We start from the raw sequence: 21,989 nt of genomic DNA, 5'->3' as shown, positions 1-21,989 counted from the left end.
ACGCAATTTGCGCGACAGGGTAGCATACCCTGTCGCACGGCGGCGCTATCAGATGAGATTTTCCGGAGAGACGGTTAACCTGGGATTGAGGCAGCTTTCATAGTATTCCTGGATGTCCGCCATACGGGTACGGTGGCGTTGATAACGTCTGAACGCCTGAATGCCGTTGTAGACCGCGCTCACTATCATTGCCAGCATCAGCAGCGTGGTGCCGAGGTAACGCCACCAGCCGGATTTATCGGGGATACGATGCAGGCTGATATGCTGCGTACCGTTGGCATCGGTATACACGCTGGTGACAATGCCCTCGGCGCTAAATGGCGTCTGCATGAGCGTTTGCGCCAGACGCTGGAAGGCGCTCCACTGTTCCTGCGCGGGATAGTCATACAGCGGCGTTGACGGCCAGGCCTGATCAACCAGTTCGCTGCCTTCATCGCTGGCAATCAGGAATCCGCCGGGAGCGGGACTATTCAGCGACTGGGCGGCACGCGCGGTCTCGCGAGAAATAAACGGCGCCGTTGAGGTCGTGACCAGATTTTCCAGCGACTCTGCGCTTACGGGGCGTAGCAGCACGTTGACGCCGTCCAGTTTGCCAGCGTTCGCGCGTTTCACCAGCGCGTTCCAGTCCTTACTGTTACCGAGATTAACCAGCGCATTTTTCAGGCGCACGCACTCGTCTTCCGCCGCGCACAAATCAGCGGTTTTCAGAACAATATCGCCAAAGTCATCTAATAATACCATGCCCGATTTTTGGATTGCGGAGCGTAAAGATGCGCTGACGCGCGAGTCGTCTTCGGGTTTTGGATGGAGCTGACGATTTACCGCCTGGCTTAGCGCCATCGCTTTATTCACCAGGTCTGATTCCGGCAGCGGTAGCGCAGGCGCGTCATTCCAGATGATTTGCGAGCAATCGAACGGCATAAACGGTGAGTTAGACTGGCCGCTCCAGGTTGCGCCGGAATGAATATTACACATTCCTTTACCGCTCAGGTGCAGCGTATCGCCCACCCGCACGCCAGCTTTTTCAAGCTGTTTTACCGTTGTCGCTTCAATGGTTTGCGCGCCTTTCATCCACGATAGCGTGAACTTAATTGGCATATCCAGCGGGATCCAGAACAGCAGCATAAACAACACCAGCAGCGAACCGATAGCAATAACAGTGCTGCGTAACCAGTGCTGCAACGGAAAGTTTTTCACTTCATCATGCAGGGATAAAAACCGGCCCTGGCGCGCGACATGGCGATCAAGGTAAATATCAATATCCGTTTGTTGCCCAAGATCCTGCGTAATGTAGGGTTGCCAGTGGGCAGGGTAAATAAGGTCGATGATGCCCAGGGATATATTGTTAATCTGCTCCTGATTATTCTCCCCAAACAGTCCCCAGCGGCGGGGCGTTCCCCGCAGACAGTGAATTTCCCGCAGCGCGCTTTTCGACGGCGGCGCAAAAAGCCCCCAAAGTCCGGCTGCCAGCAGCAGGATCGCGCCGCCTATCATCCACGGTACAAAAACGTCTGGCGTTATCAGGCAGAAAAAGAATAACAAAAAGGAGGCGACGATTAACAACGCTTCGCGCAAGCCAGCCGGGCGGCTGAGCGCATATTCTTCGTGGGTCTCCTGACGGATATTCAACAGCTCAATCTGCTCGCTCTCTTCGCCGCGAATCGACGCCTGCGTAGAGGCGGTATTCTGTAGCGCGTAGCCGCGCGACTCCTGCATATACTCTTGCAGCGTATGGCCGTTTAAAGAGATCACCAGCGGCAGCGTATCCGTGAGGATCAGCTCAACGTTGTTTTCATCATTGATGTACTGTTCCCAGAAAGGCGGCAGATGGACTTCGACGGAGTCGAGGTAGTAGCGCCATTTATTAGGATCGTCAGTGGTAATGCCGTAGCGGGTGATGGAGTGGGTCAGTATCACGACACTGTTGCTTTCCGCGTTCAGCGTCAGCGAGATGGGCGCAGCACTGGCGCCTGTCGGCCCCGGAACTTGCTGGATCTGGCTAAGGTTATCGAGATAGTTTTCTACCGCGCTGCGCTCTTCGGGCAACAGTTTACGCGTTTGCGCGTCCTGAAAGGCGCTGATCCACGGTAAACTCCCTCGTCTGGACTTTACCCGGAACCGCCATATTGCCAGTAGAGAGCAGGCCAGCAAAGCAGCTATAAAAATCAGAATGGTGCTCATGCTTTCCCCATCTTACTAAGTCTGTCAGGCGTGGTCAGTCGCACCCTGTCCAATAAACATTTTTCTGTGGTTGGCTATCGGCAAGCGTGGAGTTGAACTTGAGCATTGTAAAGCGCATCCCAGTGAAGGCAAATCATAGCAATACCACCAAAAACGGAATATCAGCAAATTCCTGGAGTTATTTCAACCTATTGACTTTTAATTTGAAATAAGAATTAATTTTTATTACGTTACATAAATGTAAATAAACGGCAATTCGCATTGCCGAAACCGTGCGGTATGTCGCACAATGACCACAGATTACACTGCAAAGATTCTCACAATGAGCAAATCATTACAAAAACCCACCATTCTGAAAGTGGAAACCGTCGCACAATCCCGACTGTTTAACGTAGAAAGCGTGGATCTGGAGTTCAGCAACGGCGTGCGTCGCGTGTATGAACGTATGCGACCATCAACCCGTGAGGCGGTAATGATTGTGCCGATCGTTGATGAGCATCTGATTCTTATTCGTGAGTATGCGGTGGGAACCGAATCCTATGAGCTGGGCTTCTCGAAAGGATTGATCGACCCGGGCGAGACCGTTTTTGAAGCGGCGAACCGGGAGCTCAAAGAAGAGGTCGGGTTTGGCGCGCATAACCTGACCTTCTTAAAAAAACTCAGCATGGCGCCCTCTTATTTTTCCAGCAAAATGAATATCGTGGTGGCGGAAGATCTCTATCCGGAGTCGCTGGAAGGCGACGAGCCTGAGCCATTGCCGCAGGTACGCTGGCCGCTGGCGCATTTAATGGATCTGCTGGAAGACCCCGATTTTAACGAGGCCCGCAACGTCAGCGCGCTGTTTCTGGTACGCGAGTGGTTGAAAGCGCAGGGCCGAATTGCCTGATGGCGCGGCGTTGATCAAGCCAACGGAAAGTTCGTCTCCCCGTTCGCCGTCATCCGCTAAACACAATAAAAAAGGCGCCGGAGCGCCTTTTTTGATCAGAACAGTTCGTGTGTTTCACCATTATCAATAATGGTGGTTCCCACCTCGTGTACTGCCTGTTGTGTCGGCTGCGTGCCTTCGATGAAATACTCTTCACGGCTGTTACCGCCGCTCGCCAGTTGTCCGGTACTGCGGTCGATATTCACCGTGACGATGCCCGGCGGCGGCGTTAGCGGCTGTTCCGGCACGCCTTCCAGCACGGCTTTCATATAGGCGTCCCATGCAGGTTGCGCGCTCTTCGCGCCGCCCTCATAGCCGGAGATTTGATCTTTGATCGCGCCGGAAGCGGTGGTGCGGCCTAAATCACGGCGGTGATCGTCAAAGCCGATCCATACGGAAGTGACGACGCCAGGACCATAGCCGGAGAACCATGCGTCTTTCGAGCTGTTGGTCGTACCGGTTTTGCCGCCGATATCGCGACGTTTAAGGTCGCGCGCCGCACGCCATCCGGTACCCATCCAGCCGGGTTCGCCGAAGATATTGGTGTTCAGCGCGCTTTTGATCAGAAACGCCAGCGGCGTATTGATCACATGCGGCGCGTACTCCTGCGTGCCGTTTTGCGCAACCAGCGCCTGGTTTGCCTGTTCCAGCTCAGGCATCGGTACGGCGCTGTTTTGCTGCTCTTGCGAAACCGCGACCTCTTCCACATTGGTGTTTTCCAGCACGTCGGATTTCTGCGTATTGCCGTAAATGACCGGGATATCGCACTCCGGGCAGGCGATTTTCGGTTTCGCTTCGAAGATCACGCCGCCCTGATCGTTCTCAATCTTGCTGATGAAATACGGGTCGATCAGGAAACCGCCGTTCGCCATCACCGCATAACCGCGCGCAACCTGCATCGGCGTGAAGGAGGCGGAGCCCAGCGCCAGCGATTCGGTATGCACGATATTCTGCGCCGGGAAGCCGAAGCGTTGCAGATACTCCGCCGCATAGTCGACGCCCATGGCGCGCATGGCGCGTACCATCACCACGTTTTTCGACTGCCCCAGCCCCTGGCGTAAACGAATCGGTCCGGCGTACTGCGGCGGGGAGTTTTTCGGACGCCAGTCTGAACCTGCCCCGGCGTCCCAGCGGGAAATCGGCACATCGTTGAGCATACTGGCGAGCGTCAGCCCTTTATCCATTGCGGCGGTGTAGAGGAACGGTTTGATGTTCGACCCCACCTGACGCAAAGCTTGCGTCGCGCGGTTAAATTTACTCTGATTAAAATCGAAACCGCCGACCAGCGCCAGTACCGCGCCAGTTTGCGGGTTAAGCGAAACCAGCGCGGAGTTCACTTCCGGTACCTGCGCCAGCCACCAGTCGTTATCCACCTGACGAACCCAGATTTGCTGACCTGTCTGGACGACATCGGTAACTTTACGCGGCGTCGGCCCCTGCTGTGTATCCGAGCGGTAAGGCCGCGCCCAACGCATTCCTTCCATATGTAGCGAAACGAACGTACCGTCGGCAAGCGCAGCGGTCGCCTCTTGCGGATTAGCGCTGGTGACCACGGCGGGAAGCAGCGGTCCGTAGGTTGGCAACGCTTTCAACGTATCGGTAATTTTTTTACTGTCCCACGCCGTTTCGCCCACTTTCCATAGCACATTCGCCGGGCCGCGATAACCGTGGCGCATGTCATAGTCCAGCACGTTATTACGCACCGCCTGTTGCGCGGCCTGCTGCACTTTGCGGGTGATGGTCGTGTAAATACGATAACCATCTTCGTAGGCGCTTTCGCCATAACGGTTATACATTTCCTGGCGCACCATTTCCGACAGATAAGGCGCGGAGAAGGCGATTTCCGGCGCGTGATAATTTGCGTCGATAGGTTCGCTACGTGCCTGATCGTACTGCGCCTGAGTGATATATCCCTCGCTTAACATTCGCGAAAGCACTACGTTACGGCGCGCTATCGCCCGATCCATCGAGTAGAGCGGGTTAAAGGTAGAAGGCGCTTTAGGTAGTCCGGCGATAACCGCCATTTCGCTTAGACTAAGCTGGTCGACCGTCTTACCAAAGTAGACCTGTGCCGCCGCGCCAACGCCATAGGCGCGGTAGCCGAGATAGATCTTGTTCAGATAGAGTTCGAGGATCTCATTTTTATTCAGCAACTGCTCAATACGAATCGCCAGAAACGCTTCCTTGATCTTGCGCATCAGCGTGCGTTCGGGGCTAAGGAAGAAGTTTCGCGCCAGTTGCTGGGTAATGGTACTTGCTCCCTGCGATGCGTGACCGGAGAAGAGCGCGACGCTGGCCGCACGGAAAATACCTACCGGGTCAATGCCGTGATGCTCATAAAAGCGGCTATCTTCGGTGGCGATAAAGGCGTTGATCATTTCCGGCGGAATTTGATCGAGCGTAACGGGAATACGACGTTTTTCGCCATATTGCGCGATAAGTTCGCCATCCGCGCTGTAAACCTGCATCGGAATTTGCAAACGCACATCTTTCAATGTCGCGACGTCAGGTAGCTGCGGCTCAATATAGCGATAAAGGCCATAAATCGAGCCTGCTCCCAGCAGGATGCAACATACTGCAAGGATCAATAAATACTTTACGAACTTCACTGGAGATTTCCCATTTAGTGTCATTTGGGCAGTTTATAAACAAACGCGCGGTAGTATAAAGGCAAGCCAGACGCATTGATATACCCGTTAACGCGACGGGTGATAAGGAGATCGACCGTTATGGCTTTTAAAACCTGGCAAATAGGATTGCATATTCAGCAGCATGAAGCGCTGGCCATCGCCGTTATTCGCGGCGCATCGGGCTGGTCCCTGCAACGTTGGTGGCGACTGCCGCTGATGAACGCCTCCACGGCAGAGGGTACGATTCCTGACCCGCAATCGCTGGCTCACGTACTGCGACCCTGGAGCCGTGAGCTGCCGCTACGTCACCGTATTTATCTCTCTTTTCCCGCAAATCGGACATTGCAACGCGCTTTTCCACATCCGCCGATGCGTCTGCGGGAACGTGAGCAAGTCGCATGGCTTTCACAAACGATGGCGCGTGAGCTGGATATGGATCCGGACTTATTGCGTTTCGACTTTCAGGACGATGCGCTGAGCCCCGCGTTCAACGTTACCGCCGTGCAAAGCAAAGAAATTTCAGAGCTGTTAACGCTGGCGCAAACGCTCAATGTGCGCATCGCTGCTGTAACGCCCGATGCCTGCGCGTTACAGCGCTTGCTGCCGTTTATACCTTCGGGGCGGCAATGTCTGGTCTGGCGCGATGAGAGCCAGTGGCTGTGGGCGACGCGCTATGCGTGGGGACGTAAATCGGCGCGAGAGGCGATGACGCTGCATGACCTTGCCGCGACGTTATCCGTCGTGCCGGAACATATTTCGTTATGCGCCGAAGGCGAATTCGACCCCTGGCGCGCCGTAACCGTCCGCCAACCGCCGGTTCCGCCGGACGGTTATCGCTTTGCGATTGCGCTGGGTTTAGCCATAGGGGAGATACGCTGATGGCGCATTCTGTCAATTTGCTCCCCTGGCGGCGCCAACATTACGTAGCGCGTCTGCGGCTGTGGTGCGTGGTATGGGGCGCGTCCCTGCTGCTGATAGCAAGCCTCGCGACGATCGCCCGGTTGGTTTTTTGGCAGGAGGGGAGGATTAATGAACTGCTACTGACGGCGGAAAACGGACACACGACGGCGCTTGCGGCGAACATACCGCAGTTGCAGCAGCGTCAGCGGCAGCAACAGGCGCGATTACAACGTCAGGCGCAGCGTGAACTGACGCAAGCCTGGCAATCTATCTTGACTGACCTTGCCAACCTGTTGCCAGAGCAGGCATGGCTGACAAGCCTCAATTATCAGCAAGAGACGCTAGAGCTGGAAGGGCTGGCGAGAACGTTTGACGCCCTGCTCACGCTTGAGACATCGCTTCGTCACTATGTCAGTTTTCCGCTAAACCGCACGGGCGCCACGCGGCAGGATGCGCAAGGGCGCTGGCAGTTCCATTATCAGTTAACGAGGAGCGCCGCCCGTGAACGCGCTCTTTGATATCTGGTACGGGATGTCGCGCCGTGGTCGGGTTTTTGGTTGGTGTGCAGGCGTGCTGTGCCTGACGCTGACGGTTGCGTTATCTGTGGGCTATCCCGGCTGGAAAACGCTGGATACGCAACAAACGCGGTTAAGCCAGCAGCGCGAGGCCGCCCGGCAACAGTGGCGTCATCTGCGCCGTCTGAGCGTCGCGGCTGAACCGCTTTTCGGGGGCACCGTGGAAAATCCGCGTCCTTTTTCGCCGTTAGATTTCCAGGCGCCTCCCCTGCGTTTGCTGCACTGGCAGCCATCGGCGCAGGGGGGAGAAATGGCGCTGAAAACGTCCTGGGATGCGGTGCCGTCGCTGTTTGTCCGGTTGGCCGAAAGCGAGATGAGCGTAAGTCGGTTTTCATTGCGTAAAGAGGGGGCGGAATTATTGATGATGCTGCAACTGGAGCGCCTGGCGAATGAAGGTTAGCCGCGGTGTATTGCTCTGTTTTTGTTTGCTGACGTTGACGGGAATGCGCGATCCCTTCCGCCCGCCGGAAGATCGCTGCCGGATAGCGGAACTCTCGCAGTGGCGGTATCAGGGCGCGGTGCGTAAAGGCGAGCGATGGACAGGCATTCTTAAAGACAGCCAGCAAAAATGGCGGCGAGTGGAAGAAGGGCAGACGCTGGAAAACGGTTGGACGATTGTCCACCTGACGGCGGAAGCCTTAACGTTAACGACCGGTAAAAATTGTGCGCCGCCGCAGTGGCGGTGGCTACGTCAGGGAGCGGACAATGAAGCGATGGATAGCCATAATACTGATAGCCTTGATGCCCGCCGCGCAGGCGGGAAAAGCGGCGAAAGTGACGCTGGTGGTTGACGACGTCCCTGTGGTGCAGGTTTTGCAGGCTTTAGCCGAGCAGGAGCGGCAGAATCTGGTGGTGTCGCCGGACGTCAGCGGGACATTATCGCTACATCTGACGGATGTGCCGTGGAAACAGGCGCTACAGACGGTGGTCAATAGCGCGGGGCTGGTGCTGCGTCAGGAGGGGAATATTCTCCATGTTCATTCACAGGCCTGGCAGAAAGAACACAGTGCGCGGCAGGATGCCGAGCGGTTAAGGCTTCAGGCTAATTTACCGCTGGAAAATCGCAGCATTAGCCTGCAATACGCCGATGCCGGCGAACTGGCGAAAGCGGGCGAGAAACTCCTGAGCGCGAAGGGAACCATCATGGTAGATAAGCGCACCAACCGCCTGCTGTTGCGCGATAACCGCGCGGCCCTGGCGGAGCTGGAAAAATGGGTATCGCAAATGGATCTGCCGGTGGCGCAGGTGGAGCTGGCGGCGCATATCGTCACCATTAACGAAAAGAGTCTACGGGAACTGGGCGTAAAGTGGACGCTGGCTGACGCGACGCAAGCGGGCGCGGTGGGTGACGTGACGACGCTTTCCAGTGATTTATCCGTCGCCGCCGCCACCTCACGCGTCGGGTTTAACATCGGGCGCATTAACGGACGCTTGCTGGATCTGGAGCTGTCAGCGCTGGAGCAAAAGCAGCAGTTGGATATTATCGCCAGCCCCCGGCTGCTGGCTTCGCATCTGCAGCCAGCCAGTATCAAGCAAGGCAGCGAAATTCCTTATCAGGTTTCCAGCGGCGAAAGCGGCGCGACCTCCGTGGAATTTAAAGAAGCGGTGCTGGGAATGGAGGTGACGCCCACCGTTTTGCAGAAAGGGCGCATCCGCCTGAAGTTACATATCAGCCAGAATGTCCCCGGTCAGGTACTACAACAGGCTGACGGCGAAGTGCTGGCGATAGATAAACAGGAAATTGAAACGCAGGTAGAGGTAAAAAGCGGCGAGACGCTGGCGCTGGGCGGTATTTTTTCGCGAAAAAATAAATCGGGTAGCGATAGCGTGCCACTGTTGGGGGATATTCCCTGGCTTGGTCAGCTCTTCCGCCATGACGGCAAAGAGGACGAGCGACGCGAATTAGTGGTGTTTATCACCCCCAGACTGGTGGCGACAGAATAATTTATGCATAAAAAAGCGCTGTTTTTGCACTGAACGCATCTGCGGGATTTGACGTGCGGATGTATTTAGCATACAAGGAGTACCGATTTGAGAGTCGTGCTTTTCGTTGCTTACGCATTGATTAATGCGCTTTGCCTTGCCGAAGGTGTGCATAAGACCGATGATAAACGGCTGAATGTCCGCTGATGCAGACGTATTGGTTCTGCGGATTGCGCACAATTGTTTGAAAGTAGAGCAATTTGTAGGCCGGATATGTTGTTCTGGCCGCCATCCGGCAACGCTAACTCGGGTTTTGCAACAATCAGGCTTGGTGATTTATTCAGTTGCCAAACCCGCTTGAGTATTGAGATAATTTTCAGTCTGACTCTCGCAATATCTTATGAGGTTTCAGTTCATGTCCTGCTGCGCTGGGTGTCTGTGAAGCGGGTTTACCATTAACGAATAGTCTTAGTAGTACCGAAAAAATGGCAGAGAAACGCAATATCTTTCTGGTTGGGCCTATGGGTGCCGGAAAAAGCACTATTGGGCGCCAGTTAGCTCAACAACTCAATATGGAATTTTACGATTCTGATCAAGAGATTGAGAAACGAACCGGAGCTGATGTGGGCTGGGTCTTCGATGTTGAAGGTGAAGACGGCTTCCGTAATCGTGAAGAAAAAGTTATCAACGAATTGACGGAAAAACAGGGTATTGTGCTGGCAACCGGCGGTGGCTCTGTAAAATCGCGTGAAACGCGTAACCGTCTCTCCGCGCGTGGCGTCGTGGTCTACCTTGAAACGACCATCGAAAAACAACTGGCGCGCACGCAGCGTGATAAAAAACGCCCGCTGTTGCAGGTTGAAGCACCGCCTCGCGAAGTTCTGGAAGCGCTGGCTAACGAACGCAATCCGCTGTACGAAGAGATTGCCGACGTCACCATTCGCACCGACGATCAAAGCGCTAAGGTTGTGGCAAACCAGATTATTCATATGCTGGAAAGCAACTAATTCAAGCAGAATACGCTGGGTAAGCGGGCACAAGTAACTAAGGTGGATGTCGCGTCATGGAGAGGATTACAGTCACTCTCGGGGAACGTAGTTACCCGATCACCATCGCGGCTGGTTTGTTTAACGAACCAGCTTCATTCTTGCCGCTGAAATCAGGCGATCAGGTCATGTTAGTGACCAACGAAACCCTGGCGCCGCTTTATCTGGACAAGGTTCGCGGCGTACTCGAACGGGCGGGCGTTAACGTAGACAGCGTGATTCTTCCTGACGGCGAGCAGTATAAGAGCCTGACGGTGCTGGATACGGTGTTTACGGCGTTACTGAAAAAACCGCATGGTCGTGATACCACGCTGGTCGCGCTTGGCGGCGGCGTGATTGGCGATCTTACCGGTTTTGCGGCGGCCAGCTACCAGCGAGGCGTTCGTTTCATTCAGGTGCCAACTACCTTACTGTCGCAGGTTGATTCTTCCGTGGGCGGGAAGACCGCCGTCAACCATCCCCTTGGCAAAAACATGATTGGCGCGTTTTACCAACCCGCTTCTGTGGTTGTCGATCTTGATTGCCTGAAAACGCTTCCCGCACGCGAACTGGCATCGGGACTGGCAGAGGTGATCAAATACGGCATTATACTCGACGCGGACTTCTTCACCTGGCTTGAGGATAATCTGGATGCGCTGTTGCGTCTGGACGGCCCGGCGATGGCGTACTGTATTCGTCGTTGTTGCGAGCTGAAAGCCGAAGTTGTTGCCGCCGACGAGCGTGAAGCGGGCTTACGTGCTTTACTGAATCTTGGACATACCTTTGGCCACGCCATTGAAGCGGAAATGGGATATGGCAATTGGTTACATGGTGAAGCCGTTGCCGCAGGTATAGTGATGGCTGCGCGCGCATCCGAGCGTTTGGGGCAGTTCAGTTCTGCTGATACGCAGCGCATCATCGCTCTACTCGAACGGGCCGGGTTGCCAGTCAATGGCCCTTGCGAGATGTCCGCGCAGGACTATTTGCCGCACATGCTGCGAGATAAAAAAGTGTTAGCGGGGGAGCTGCGTTTAGTGCTTCCGCTGGCCATAGGGAAAAGTGAAGTGCGCGGCGGAGTGTCGCACGAAGTCGTTCTTAGCGCGATTGCTGACTGTCAGCAGGCGTAACAACAAGAAAGGTCAGACTGATATTGCGTAGATGTCAGTCTTTTAGCTTCAGGTTATGTGCAATGTCGTAAGCATTAACCTTTGAGTGGGGTGTTAAATGGATGAATTCAAACCAGAAGACGAGCTGAAACCCGATCCCAGCGATCGTCGTACTGGTCGTTCTCGTCAATCTTCAGAACGCGATAATGAGCCGCAGATCAACTTTGATGACGTTGATCTGGACGCCGACGATCGCCGTCCGACGCGTACGCGTAAAGCGCGTAGTGAAGAGCCTGAAGTTGAAGAAGAGTACGAATCCGATGAAGACGATACGGTGGACGAGGAGCGTGTTGAACGCCGTCCACGTAAGCGTAAAAAAGCGGCCCATAAGCCAGCCTCTCGTCAGTACATGATGATGGGCGTTGGCGTACTGGTGCTGCTGCTGTTGATTATCGGTATCGGCTCCGCGCTGAAAGCCCCCTCAACGTCTTCCAGCGAGCCGTCGGCCTCTGGCGAAAAGAGTATCGATCTTTCCGGTAACGCCGCCGATCAGGCAAATGCGACCCAGCCTGCGCCGGGCGCCACCTCCGCAGAACAAACCGCGGGCAATACGTCGCAGGATATTTCGTTGCCGCCGATTTCTTCAACGCCGACGCAGGGACAGTCACCTGTGGTCGCTGACGGTCAGCAGCGCGTGGAAGTACAGGGCGATCTGAATAATGCGCTGACGCAGAATCCAGAGCAGATGAACAATGTTGCGGTGAACTCTACGTTGCCGACAGAGCCTGCAACCGTCGCGCCAGTTCGCAATGGCAGCACGACGCGTCAGGCGGCGGTTAGCGAACCTACCGAGCGTCATACCACGCGTCCGGAACGTAAACAGGCCGTCATTGAACCTAAGAAACCGCAGACCACGGCGAAAACCACGACTGCGGAACCGAAGAAACCGGTCGCGCCAGTGAAACGCACGGAACCGGCAGCGCCAGCCGCGACGCCGAAAGCGACCACCACGACAGCTGCGCCGACAGCGACGGCAAGCGCTGCGCCGGTACAAACCGCGAAGCCAGCGCAAGCCTCGACGACGCCTGTCGCAGGCGGCGGGAAAAGCGCCGGCAACGTTGGCGCGTTAAAGAGCGCGCCATCCAGCCACTACACATTGCAGCTCAGTAGTTCTTCAAATTACGACAACCTGAACGGTTGGGCGAAGAAAGAGAACCTGAAAAATTATGTGGTATACGAGACGACACGTAATGGACAACCGTGGTATGTGCTGGTAACGGGGATGTATGCTTCGAAAGAAGATGCTAAACGTGCGGTGTCCACCTTACCTGCCGATGTGCAGGCGAAAAACCCGTGGGCAAAACCGTTGCATCAGGTTCAGGCCGATCTGAAATAATCCAGGCTGTGTCCTGCAATTGCCTGTGAGTGTCGCTGACAGCTATTTTTGTTCAGGACAGGCGCGAGGGGCGCATTTGCTACCGTCAAATGCGCCGTAAAGCAACGCGGCACAGCCTAAAGCGCAGGATGCTGTCGGAGCTTTCTCCACAGCCGGAGAAGGTGTAATTAGTTAGTCAGCATGAAAAAAAATCGCGCTTTTTTGAAGTGGGCAGGGGGAAAATACCCTCTGCTTGATGATATCAAACGACATTTGCCAAAAGGCGAGTGCCTTGTCGAACCTTTTGTGGGTGCCGGATCGGTGTTTCTTAACACCGACTTTTCTCGTTATATCCTCGCCGATATCAACAGCGACCTTATTAGCCTCTATAACATCGTGAAGTTACGTACTGACGAGTATGTACAGGCTTCGCGCGAGCTGTTTATGCCTGAAACTAACCAGGCTGAGGTCTATTACCAACTCCGTGAGGAGTTCAACACCTGCCAGGATCCCTTTCGTCGGGCGGTACTGTTTTTATATCTGAACCGCTACGGTTATAACGGACTCTGTCGCTATAACTTACGCGGGGAATTTAATGTACCGTTTGGTCGTTATAAAAGACCTTACTTCCCGGAAGCGGAGTTGTACCACTTTGCAGAAAAAGCGCAGAATGCGTTCTTTTACTGTGAGTCATACGCAGACAGTATGGCGCGTGCGGACAAGTCGTCGGTGGTCTATTGCGATCCGCCTTATGCGCCGCTGTCCGCCACGGCTAACTTCACAGCGTATCACACCAATAGTTTTAGCCTGACGCAACAAGCGCATCTGGCGGAAATCGCTGAGAATCTGGTCAGTAACCGGATACCGGTGCTCATTTCCAACCATGATACGGCGCTCACACGCGAGTGGTATCAACTCGCAAAATTGCATGTCGTCAAAGTTAGACGCAGTATAAGCAGCAACGGCGGCACACGTAAAAAGGTGGACGAACTGCTGGCTCTGTACCAACCAGGAGTCGCAACGCCTGCAAGAAAATAATTCTCAAGGAGAAGCGGATGAAACAGTATTTGATTGCCCCCTCAATTCTGTCGGCTGATTTTGCTCGCCTGGGTGAAGACACCGCCAAAGCGCTGGCTGCCGGTGCTGATGTTGTACACTTTGACGTCATGGATAATCACTATGTGCCGAACCTGACTATCGGCCCGATGGTGCTGAAATCCCTGCGTCAGTACGGTATTACCGCGCCAATTGATGTCCACCTGATGGTCAAGCCAGTCGACCGTATCGTGCCCGACTTTGCCGCCGCTGGCGCGAGCATCATTACTTTTCACCCGGAAGCCTCCGAACATGTTGACCGCACGCTACAGTTGATTAAAGAACACGGCTGTAAAGCGGGGCTGGTATTCAACCCGGCAACGTCGCTCAGTTATCTCGATTACGTCATGGACAAACTGGATGTGATCCTGCTGATGTCCGTGAACCCAGGCTTCGGCGGCCAGTCTTTTATTCCGCAGACGCTGGATAAACTGCGCGAAGTGCGTCGCCGCATTGATGCGTCCGGTTACGACATTCGCCTGGAAGTGGACGGCGGCGTGAAGGTGAACAATATCGGCGAGATCGCCGCAGCTGGTGCGGACATGTTTGTTGCGGGGTCGGCAATTTTCGATAAACCCGACTACAAAAAAGTGATTGATGAAATGCGCAGTGAGCTGGCAAAGGTAAGTCATGGATAAGTTGCAGAATATTCGGGGCGTCGCCTTTGATCTTGACGGTACGCTGGTGGATAGCGCGCCGGGTCTTGCCGCGGCGGTGGATATGGCGCTGTATGCGCTGGAACTGCCGGTCGCGGGCGAGGAGCGCGTAATTACCTGGATTGGTAACGGCGCAGACGTATTGATGGAACGCGCGCTGACCTGGGCTCGCGAGGAGCGCGCCACGCTGCGTAAGACGATGGGGAAACCGCCCGTTGATGAAGATATTCCTGCCGAGGAACAGGTACGCATTCTGCGTAAACTGTTCGACAGGTATTATGGCGAAGTGGCGGAAGAGGGCACCTTTTTATTTCCGCATGTCGCCGACACGCTGAGTGCGCTGCACGCCAGCGGATTGTCATTAGGTCTGGTGACCAACAAACCGACGCCGTTCGTCGCGCCGTTGCTGGAATCGCTTGATATCGCCAAATACTTTAGTGTGGTTATCGGCGGCGATGATGTGCAAAATAAGAAGCCGCATCCGGAGCCGCTGTTGCTGGTGGCAAGCCGGCTGGGCATGATGCCGGAGCAGATGCTTTTTGTCGGCGATTCGCGTAATGATATTCAGGCTGCAAAAGCGGCGGGCTGCCCTTCGGTTGGCCTGACATACGGCTACAATTATGGCGAAGCGATCGCTCTTAGCGAGCCGGACGTCATTTATGACAGTTTTAACGATCTTTTGCCCGCACTTGGGCTTCCGCATAGCGATAACCAGGAAATAAAAAATGACTAAGCCCATCGTTTTTAGTGGCGCACAGCCCTCAGGTGAATTGACCATTGGCAACTATATGGGGGCATTGCGTCAGTGGGTAAACATGCAGGATGACTATCATTGCATCTACTGCATCGTAGACCAACATGCTATTACCGTGCGTCAGGACGCGCAGCAGCTACGTAAAGCGACGCTGGATACGCTGGCGCTGTACCTGGCATGTGGTATTGATCCTGAAAAGAGCACTATTTTCGTTCAGTCCCATGTGCCGGAACATGCGCAGCTTGGCTGGGCGCTGAACTGCTATACCTATTTCGGCGAGCTGAGCCGTATGACGCAGTTTAAAGATAAATCTGCGCGCTATGCGGAAAACATTAACGCCGGCTTGTTTGATTACCCGGTGCTGATGGCGGCAGACATTCTGTTGTACCAAACCAATCTGGTGCCGGTAGGCGAAGATCAGAAGCAGCATCTGGAACTGAGCCGCGATATCGCCCAGCGTTTCAACGGGCTGTATGGCGATATTTTCAAAGTACCGGAACCGTTTATTCCAAAATCCGGCGCGCGTGTGATGTCGCTGCTGGAGCCGACAAAGAAAATGTCCAAATCGGACGATAACCGTAATAACGTGATCGGCCTGCTGGAAGATCCGAAATCGGTAGTGAAGAAAATCAAACGTGCGGTCACTGACTCCGACGAGCCGCCGGTAGTGCGTTATGATGTGAAAGAGAAAGCGGGTGTCTCTAACCTGCTGGATATTCTTTCCGCCGTGACCGGTCAGAGCATTCCTGAACTGGAAAAACAGTTTGAAGGTAAAATGTATGGCCATTTGAAAGGCGAAGTGGCGGAGGCGGTTTCCGGAATGTTGTCTGAGTTGCAGGAGCGCTATCACCGTTTCCGCAACGACGAAGCGTTCTTGCAGAAGGTGATGAAAGACGGGGCGGAAAAAGCCAGCGCACGTGCGGCCGAAACGCTGAAAGCCGTTTACGAAGCCATTGGCTTTGTGGCGAAACCGTAAGGGTTATTGCTTGCCCGATGGCGCGAGCTTATCGGGCCTACAAACGAGCGTAAGTTGGACAAGGCATCTGCGCCGTACCGTTTATCAGACCTGTAAAAAAACCGGGAAAATCCCGGTTTTTTTGTATCTGCGCAGTCGTTTCTATTATTGATCGGCAGCCGGGCCGCAACCGCCAATAATTTTAGAAATAGAAATTGCAGGGTGCAGCAAATAATCGTAGCTGCAGTTATTTTTTTTGTTTTCGATATGACCAGTACAAGCAGTGAGCGTCGCCAGAACCCCTGCCACAACGGCAATTTTTACAAATTTAAACATTTCAAAATCCTTGTTGATAAAACGAGCACTACTGGTGGAATAAATATAAGATCTATTTAGCGTATAGTACGATAGCAATTATTAAACTATACAGGTAGTCCAAATAAGGACTTTATCTTTACCAGGGGATATGATTTAAAAAGGCCGCTTAATAATAAGCGGCCTTTATTAGTGTTATATAATGTCGTTTATTTAACGAAATGTTTTCTTAACGTTAAGCATAAAGCCTTTATCGCTGATACCGTCTTCCTTCCACTGGTAGGCATCCAGATGTAGCGCGGTATCATTGCTGCTGTATTTCACGCCGATGGTTGCCAGACCATTAACGCCGCCGCCTTTTTGACCGTCATCCACGCCGAACGATTGACCCGCTGCACCCTGTAATGACGCTGTACGCTGGCTCTTGCTGTAGCTCAGGTTCGGGCCGCCTTCCAGGGTAGCTGTGGCGCTCCAGCCGTCTTTCCCGGCGTAATCCAGCTTCAGGCCGACAATAGAGTCTACCGCCGTTTCGTTGCCAGAGTTCATCGACAGGTTAAAATCTCCGGCGCTGCGCTCTTTGTAGCCATCCTCCATGGTGTGACGGAATTTCACTCCGGCATACGGCGTGACTTTCAGCGTATCACTCATCATGGTGAAAGTTTTCGCCCCTTCACTGCGAAACTCAAGGTACTGCTGACGCATGTCGGAGTCGGCAATTTTGTTGACATCGCCATAGGCGACAGAACGGCTGCTGTCGAGGTTGTGCACGTCATAACGCAGGCTGTTGTTCCACGCCAGACCTTCATCAAACGCCATGCTGTGCTTCAGGCCAAAGAACTGGCTGTAGCCGCCGGTCAGGCCGTTATCGCCTGCGGTTTTCGAACCGTCGCCATCCAGACGCGCAATACCGTACTCCAGCGTCAGATTCTGGCTGGCGGTGAGATCCAACGTCTGGCGTAATGCCAGCATATCGTACTGGGTGTCGTTGCCCAGCTCCGCGCGCGGGTCGCCTTTCGCCACCACGTTGAACGCCAGGCCATCTTTGATCTGCGGCGCGGCGTCGGCCAGCATGGTAAAGCGGTTGCTGAGTACACGCGCTTCACGGAATACCGTGGTGGCTTGAGCACCGCTCACCTGCTTGAGTGCGCTGTTCAGCTCAGCGGTAGTCCCCACGTTAAGGCTGGTGTACAGCTCGTTGTTGGTGTAACCGGCGTCCAGCGCCTGCGCCACGTCGCTTACCGAGCTGTCGGTCGCCACATCGGCATAGGCGTTTTTGGTCATGGTGACGTCAACGTTACCGTCGGCATCCTGGCTACCCTGGGCGTTCCAGACGACGGAAGTGGACTGAATCGCGCCTGCGTCGGACAGGTTGCTGCCCTCAACCACGTTGTCAAAGCTGACGGTGGTGTCGGCGGTGCCTGCGGTGAACCCGGTGTTAATTTCCACACCGTTCATGCTGGCGTTGCTGACCATCAATTTACCGGCGCTGCCATCAGCGCTGGTGCCAACCACGTAGCCCGACAGGTTGTTGGTGGCAGATGAATCTGCACTGTCGCTGGTGGTAACGGTCGTCGTGCCATCGGTAATGGTGGGTTCCGTGGGGGCAGTGAAGTCAACATAATGCACTTCCGTACCGTCGCCGTTTTCGCCGCTGCCTTCAATGGTTTTACCGTCCTGTTTGATAAAGCCGGAACCGGTCACGCTGTCATCAATGTAGACCGTGCCGTTGTTGACGATATGGCCGTTGCTGCCCAACTGGCTGAAGGCGTAGGAGTCGCTGGCGTAAATATTGATGGTGCCATTGTTCTCGATCACTGCATCGGATTTTGCATCTGATTCCAACTGCATCCCGACCATTCCGGTTTGCGTGGTGCCGACTGTACCCACATTGATAGTGCCGTTATTGACCATCTTCGCGCTGCCATGCGCCGACATCGCCACATTGCCGGTTTTATCAATGTTGATGGTGCCGTCGTTAATCGCCTTGCTGCCGCCGTTATTTTTCGCCGTGGTGATCTGCCCGTTAATAACACCGGTGCTGCCGTTATACAGGGTGTGCCCGCTCCCGCCGGTGGCGATATCGGCATCGCTATTCACCGTTCCCCAGTTATTGAAGGCGCCAGCCCACAGGCCGTCGTTTATTAGCGTTACAACGCCGCCTTCGAGGTTATTAAACGTACCGCCTTTATCAACAGAACCATTGTTGATAATCCCTGCGTTATTAACGGTTGCGGCACCGGTAAAGTTCAGCTTATCGATTTCGCCGCCTGAGTAGTTATTCAGTACCGTACTGCCCGATGCGCCGACCCAGGCCGATACTGTGCCTATGTTATTCATGGTGCTGGCCCACTGCTCAACCGCGTTCATGGAGCCGCTGTTGTTGATAATGGAACCCGCTACCGTGGTACCCGTTTTCCCGGTCACGGTGCCGGTATTGTTGAACACGCCGCCGTCTACGGAAACGGCAGCCGTTGTTCCCTCGTTGGTATAGACGCCGCCTTTGTCGATGCCGACGCTGCTGATGCTGCCGGTGGACTCGTTGGTGACATCACCGTAATTTCTGACGGTGACCTTGCCGCCGCTGACGATGCCTGCGTTGGTGACGTGTACGGTCTGCGTTGCGATCGGATTGGTGATGATGGTTTCACCGGTCAGCGTTTCACCCTCGGCGGTAATCTCATCACCATCTCTAAAGGAAAGGGATACATTGCTATCGGTTGGGTTGTACTCGTCACTGTTCTGGCAAGCGCTGTCATAGCAAACGGTGCCGTAGTTAACTACGGTGCTACTGCTGTCGGTCAGGAAGGGCTGGCCGTAATCGGCATCAATATTGATGATGCCGGTGGTGTCGTTGATGACGGTGCCGCCATTGAGCGCCGCCATCCCGACCAGCTCGTTTGCCTGGCCGGTCACGCCGTCATCGGCGGTCAGGGTGATTGTGCCCTGGTTAATGGCGGTGCCGTCCTTGAGCGCCATCATGCCGAACCCGGCGTTATTAACGGTAATGTTGCCGGTGTTGATTGCGGTGGCGTCGCCTTCGCCACTGTTGGTGGAGCCGACCACCATCCCCGAACTGGTGAGATAAAGCTGCGACGGTTTCCAGTAATTTGTGTCGGTGATGTTGTTTTCATCATCCAGCGTCGGGACAAAGCCGTCCAGATAGATATCGCCTGCGTTTGACGCTGTTCCTTTGCTGGCAGCGACGCCATATACGCCCGCGCCCTGCAAATGGATAGTGGCGCCCTCATCGTTAACGACATCGCCATAATCCGAAGCCATCATGGCGTAAAAGGTGTGGGTGTACCATTCCAGTGGGTATGTGCCAATACCGCCATTGCCCTGCGGCGTCTGGTTAGAAATGATGGTGATATCGCCGCCGGCTTTGTTATGAACAGCCGCTCCCTCGCCACTAGCCCTTGTGATGGCTGCACGATCCTCACTGCTGTTGCTACTGGTCGCGTAGACAAAAATATCTCCGCTGTTGCTGACTTCCGCGCCGTTATCTGCGCGAATGACGGAATACACGCCATGGCTTGTAATATCGCCTTTATTTTCAATTGATGTGCCTTCGCCATCAGCCATCAGCAACGCGTTGTAGGTGTAATAGCCTGTGGGTATATAACTGACATTAACGTCAACAACTGAGTCATCACCCAGAATCAGGGAGCCGCCGTTGTTGACCCGCGCCAGTACAACGTGACCCCCCACTACCGTGTTGGTATCAATGGTAGAATGACCGTTTAGCGTAACGGTACTGTTACCGCTGACGCTGATGCCGGTAATGTCTGCAGAGGTTCCATCAAATGGATCCTCGCTGTGGGTGATATTAATACCGCCGTCAATCTCAACGTCGTTATCATCACCTGTTACGCTCAGGCCAACAACGTCCAGGTATTGTCCGCCGGTGGCGGACAGATCGTTGTCATCAATATTCAGCGCGCCATTAAGGGTAACGGTATTGCCGTTACCACCGACGACAACGCCGGTTAACGGGGGAGCCCCGGCAGCCAGATCATCCTGCCCGTAGTCGGCGCTGATATTTACGTTGCCGGTGATATCAACGGTGTTGCTGTCGCCGCTCACGTTCACGCCTGTCGCTGAGCTAAACACGCCTTCGCTGTCCTGGACTGAGACAACGTTAATATCGCCATCCAGCGTAACCTGCGACATATCGCCGCTCACCAGCGCGCCAGTGCCGTTAAGGCTGACGTCAATATCCCCTTTGTTTTTGAAGGTGTTTTTTTCGCCTGCAACCACAAAACCTATGGAGTCTGCATCACGTACGGTGGCGTTGCCGGTATTTTTTGCTTCATTTCCGGTACCGTAGGTGATGATGCCCATCGCGCCGTCGGTGACCAGCAGATCGCCCGCCTGGGTCAGGCTGCCGTTGTCGCCATTGATAATCACGGCGGCAGAGCCCGCGCCATCCACCGCGATATCACCGGTATTGGTGGTATGGGCGTCGTCGCCGTCAATTCGCGTACCGACGGCGCCGTCAGAGATAGTTTGATTACCTTCGTTGATAACGAGCGCGTTGTCGCCATCGATATACAGCGCCGTGGCGTCTGCGCCGCTGACGGTGGTGCTCCCGGCGTTATCGATAACCACGTCGTCGCCGGTAATGTGGGCGCCTGTGCCGCCGTCGGTGATGGTCATATCACCGTCGTTGTTGACGCGGGCGTTATTGCCGTTAATGACGGTGCCGGTGGAGCCTGCGCCGCTGATGTTAGAGGTACCGGTATTCTTAATCGTGGCGTTGTCACCGTCGATGATGATGGCGGTGCCGCCGCCGCTCACGGCAATGTCACCGGCGAAATTGGTGGTGGTGCCGTTGCCGGAAATCAGCGCGCCGGTGGCGTTGTCCACCGTGGAGTGGCCCGAAATGGTGTTAGTGGTGCCGTCACCGGAAATAACCATGCCGGTGGCGCCGTCGGTCACACTGGAGTCCCCGGTGAGCGTGTTGACGGTTCGATCGCCGGAAATAATCACGCCGGTGCGATCCTGGCCGCTGATATCCATGCCGCGATCGGAATTATGCGCCTGGTCATCGCCGCTGATAACCGTGGTGTTATCGTCGGCAATAATCAGATAGCCACGGCTGTCGTACTTCCAGTAGAGACCGTTTTCCTGGGTGCCTTCAATCACGGCGGCATTGGCGTCGGTCACGTCCCAGCCGGTGACGTTCAGCGTTTTGCCGTCTGCGGTGGTGAGCTGCCACTGGTTGTCCTGTTCTGAATAATTCCACACGGCACCCTCGAGAACGCTGCCGTTATCCAGTTTGAAGCTATCGAAGGTCAGGGTGTCTTTGCCTTTATCTATGGTGACGCCGTTGCTGAAGGTAATAACAGAGTCATCTGGGGGCGTGTCGTCGTCATCGCCGCTATCATCGGGCGGGGTTACATCGTCATCGCCGCTATCATCGGGCGGGGTTACATCGTCATCGCCGCTATCATCGGGCGGGGTCACATCGTCATCGCCGCTATCGTCAGGCGGGGTTACATCGTCATCGCCGCTATCGTCAGGCGGGGTTACATCGTCATCGCCGCTATCGTCAGGCGGGGTTACATCGTCATC

Annotated in this window: 17 protein-coding genes; 13 read left to right on the top strand and 4 right to left on the bottom strand. The window is 54.8% G+C overall.

Annotated features, from left to right (window positions below; translation table 11 throughout):
* Positions 1 to 48 precede the first annotated feature (48 nt).
* Positions 49 to 2,181, bottom strand: coding sequence for an intracellular growth attenuator protein IgaA (igaA, locus tag ACLJQJ_RS18215; RefSeq protein ID WP_000104092.1), 2,133 nt, complete (start codon positions 2,179 to 2,181; stop codon positions 49 to 51).
* A 322-nt stretch (positions 2,182 to 2,503) separates the two neighbouring features.
* On the opposite strand from igaA, the gene nudE reads away from it, so the two are divergent.
* Complete coding sequence (nudE, locus tag ACLJQJ_RS18210; RefSeq protein ID WP_000045725.1) at positions 2,504 to 3,067, top strand: ADP compounds hydrolase NudE; 564 nt, start codon at positions 2,504 to 2,506, stop codon at positions 3,065 to 3,067.
* A 95-nt stretch (positions 3,068 to 3,162) separates the two neighbouring features.
* On the opposite strand, the gene mrcA is transcribed toward nudE, so the two are convergent.
* Positions 3,163 to 5,715 carry a peptidoglycan glycosyltransferase/peptidoglycan DD-transpeptidase MrcA gene (mrcA, locus tag ACLJQJ_RS18205; RefSeq protein WP_023237398.1) on the bottom strand — a complete coding sequence of 851 codons (2,553 nt, stop codon included), beginning with the start codon at positions 5,713 to 5,715 and terminating at the stop codon, positions 3,163 to 3,165.
* Between the two features lie 120 nt (positions 5,716 to 5,835).
* On the opposite strand from mrcA, the gene ACLJQJ_RS18200 reads away from it, so the two are divergent.
* The 12 genes from ACLJQJ_RS18200 to trpS all read left to right on the top strand — a co-directional run bounded on the left by ACLJQJ_RS18200 (position 5,836) and on the right by trpS (position 16,121).
* Positions 5,836 to 6,615, top strand: a complete 780-nt coding sequence (locus tag ACLJQJ_RS18200) for a hypothetical protein (protein ID WP_023249691.1) — start codon at positions 5,836 to 5,838, stop codon at positions 6,613 to 6,615.
* Entirely contained in the window at positions 6,615 to 7,154 is a 540-nt protein-coding gene (locus ACLJQJ_RS18195) for a PilN domain-containing protein (RefSeq protein ID WP_000951382.1), read from the top strand. Before ACLJQJ_RS18200 ends, ACLJQJ_RS18195 begins: the two co-directional genes overlap by 1 nt.
* Entirely contained in the window at positions 7,138 to 7,611 is a 474-nt protein-coding gene (locus ACLJQJ_RS18190; protein WP_063808799.1) for a hypothetical protein, read from the top strand. Before ACLJQJ_RS18195 ends, ACLJQJ_RS18190 begins: the two co-directional genes overlap by 17 nt.
* On the top strand, positions 7,601 to 8,002 hold the full coding sequence (locus ACLJQJ_RS18185; RefSeq protein ID WP_000868831.1) for a HofP DNA utilization family protein: 402 nt from the start codon (positions 7,601 to 7,603) through the stop codon (positions 8,000 to 8,002). Before ACLJQJ_RS18190 ends, ACLJQJ_RS18185 begins: the two co-directional genes overlap by 11 nt.
* Positions 7,917 to 9,155: a DNA uptake porin HofQ gene (gene hofQ / locus ACLJQJ_RS18180; protein WP_017441586.1), complete on the top strand. Its 1,239-nt coding sequence runs from the start codon at positions 7,917 to 7,919 to the stop codon at positions 9,153 to 9,155. Before ACLJQJ_RS18185 ends, hofQ begins: the two co-directional genes overlap by 86 nt.
* 464 nt (positions 9,156 to 9,619) lie before the next feature.
* Positions 9,620 to 10,141: a shikimate kinase AroK gene (gene aroK / locus ACLJQJ_RS18175; RefSeq protein WP_000818621.1), complete on the top strand. Its 522-nt coding sequence runs from the start codon at positions 9,620 to 9,622 to the stop codon at positions 10,139 to 10,141.
* 56 nt (positions 10,142 to 10,197) lie between these two features.
* Positions 10,198 to 11,286 carry a 3-dehydroquinate synthase gene (aroB, locus tag ACLJQJ_RS18170; RefSeq protein ID WP_000439820.1) on the top strand — a complete coding sequence of 363 codons (1,089 nt, stop codon included), beginning with the start codon at positions 10,198 to 10,200 and terminating at the stop codon, positions 11,284 to 11,286.
* A gap of 97 nt (positions 11,287 to 11,383) precedes the next feature.
* Positions 11,384 to 12,661 carry a cell division protein DamX gene (gene damX, locus ACLJQJ_RS18165; protein WP_000343147.1) on the top strand — a complete coding sequence of 426 codons (1,278 nt, stop codon included), beginning with the start codon at positions 11,384 to 11,386 and terminating at the stop codon, positions 12,659 to 12,661.
* A 180-nt stretch (positions 12,662 to 12,841) separates the two neighbouring features.
* Positions 12,842 to 13,678: an adenine-specific DNA-methyltransferase gene (dam, locus tag ACLJQJ_RS18160; RefSeq protein ID WP_000742132.1), complete on the top strand. Its 837-nt coding sequence runs from the start codon at positions 12,842 to 12,844 to the stop codon at positions 13,676 to 13,678.
* Between the two features lie 17 nt (positions 13,679 to 13,695).
* The gene (rpe, locus tag ACLJQJ_RS18155; RefSeq protein WP_000816286.1) at positions 13,696 to 14,373 is read left to right on the top strand and encodes a ribulose-phosphate 3-epimerase; all 678 of its coding nucleotides are present in this window, start codon (positions 13,696 to 13,698) and stop codon (positions 14,371 to 14,373) included.
* Entirely contained in the window at positions 14,366 to 15,124 is a 759-nt protein-coding gene (gene gph, locus ACLJQJ_RS18150; protein ID WP_001650886.1) for a phosphoglycolate phosphatase, read from the top strand. The genes rpe and gph overlap by 8 nt, the downstream gene beginning before the upstream one ends.
* Positions 15,117 to 16,121: a tryptophan--tRNA ligase gene (gene trpS, locus ACLJQJ_RS18145; RefSeq protein ID WP_000165562.1), complete on the top strand. Its 1,005-nt coding sequence runs from the start codon at positions 15,117 to 15,119 to the stop codon at positions 16,119 to 16,121. The genes gph and trpS overlap by 8 nt, the downstream gene beginning before the upstream one ends.
* Before the next feature lie 144 nt (positions 16,122 to 16,265).
* On the opposite strand, the gene ACLJQJ_RS18140 is transcribed toward trpS, so the two are convergent.
* A complete protein-coding gene (locus ACLJQJ_RS18140; protein WP_000472323.1) occupies positions 16,266 to 16,436 on the bottom strand; it encodes a YhfL family protein in 171 nt (56 codons plus the stop codon).
* A 192-nt stretch (positions 16,437 to 16,628) separates the two neighbouring features.
* On the bottom strand, positions 16,629 to 21,989 hold a 5,361-nt coding region (locus tag ACLJQJ_RS18135), incomplete at its 5' end, for an autotransporter adhesin BigA (RefSeq protein WP_240861396.1).

The sequence above is a fragment of the Salmonella sp. SAL04202 genome (genome assembly GCF_046550775.1).
In the GTDB taxonomy this organism is placed as follows: Bacteria; Pseudomonadota; Gammaproteobacteria; order Enterobacterales; family Enterobacteriaceae; genus Salmonella; species Salmonella enterica.
This window is presented reverse-complemented; position numbering and strand designations above follow the sequence as displayed.

What these genes read in the sequence shown, in the direction of transcription:
- igaA (WP_000104092.1), bottom strand. Translation starts at nt 2,181, where the DNA reads ATGAGCACCATTCTGATTTTTATAGCTGCTTTGCTGGCCTGCTCTCTA.
- nudE (WP_000045725.1), top strand. Translation starts at nt 2,504, where the DNA reads ATGAGCAAATCATTACAAAAACCCACCATTCTGAAAGTGGAAACCGTC.
- ACLJQJ_RS18200 (WP_023249691.1), top strand. Translation starts at nt 5,836, where the DNA reads ATGGCTTTTAAAACCTGGCAAATAGGATTGCATATTCAGCAGCATGAA.
- ACLJQJ_RS18195 (WP_000951382.1), top strand. Translation starts at nt 6,615, where the DNA reads ATGGCGCATTCTGTCAATTTGCTCCCCTGGCGGCGCCAACATTACGTA.
- ACLJQJ_RS18185 (WP_000868831.1), top strand. Translation starts at nt 7,601, where the DNA reads ATGAAGGTTAGCCGCGGTGTATTGCTCTGTTTTTGTTTGCTGACGTTG.
- hofQ (WP_017441586.1), top strand. Translation starts at nt 7,917, where the DNA reads ATGAAGCGATGGATAGCCATAATACTGATAGCCTTGATGCCCGCCGCG.
- aroK (WP_000818621.1), top strand. Translation starts at nt 9,620, where the DNA reads ATGGCAGAGAAACGCAATATCTTTCTGGTTGGGCCTATGGGTGCCGGA.
- aroB (WP_000439820.1), top strand. Translation starts at nt 10,198, where the DNA reads ATGGAGAGGATTACAGTCACTCTCGGGGAACGTAGTTACCCGATCACC.
- damX (WP_000343147.1), top strand. Translation starts at nt 11,384, where the DNA reads ATGGATGAATTCAAACCAGAAGACGAGCTGAAACCCGATCCCAGCGAT.
- dam (WP_000742132.1), top strand. Translation starts at nt 12,842, where the DNA reads ATGAAAAAAAATCGCGCTTTTTTGAAGTGGGCAGGGGGAAAATACCCT.
- rpe (WP_000816286.1), top strand. Translation starts at nt 13,696, where the DNA reads ATGAAACAGTATTTGATTGCCCCCTCAATTCTGTCGGCTGATTTTGCT.
- gph (WP_001650886.1), top strand. Translation starts at nt 14,366, where the DNA reads ATGGATAAGTTGCAGAATATTCGGGGCGTCGCCTTTGATCTTGACGGT.
- trpS (WP_000165562.1), top strand. Translation starts at nt 15,117, where the DNA reads ATGACTAAGCCCATCGTTTTTAGTGGCGCACAGCCCTCAGGTGAATTG.
- ACLJQJ_RS18140 (WP_000472323.1), bottom strand. Translation starts at nt 16,436, where the DNA reads ATGTTTAAATTTGTAAAAATTGCCGTTGTGGCAGGGGTTCTGGCGACG.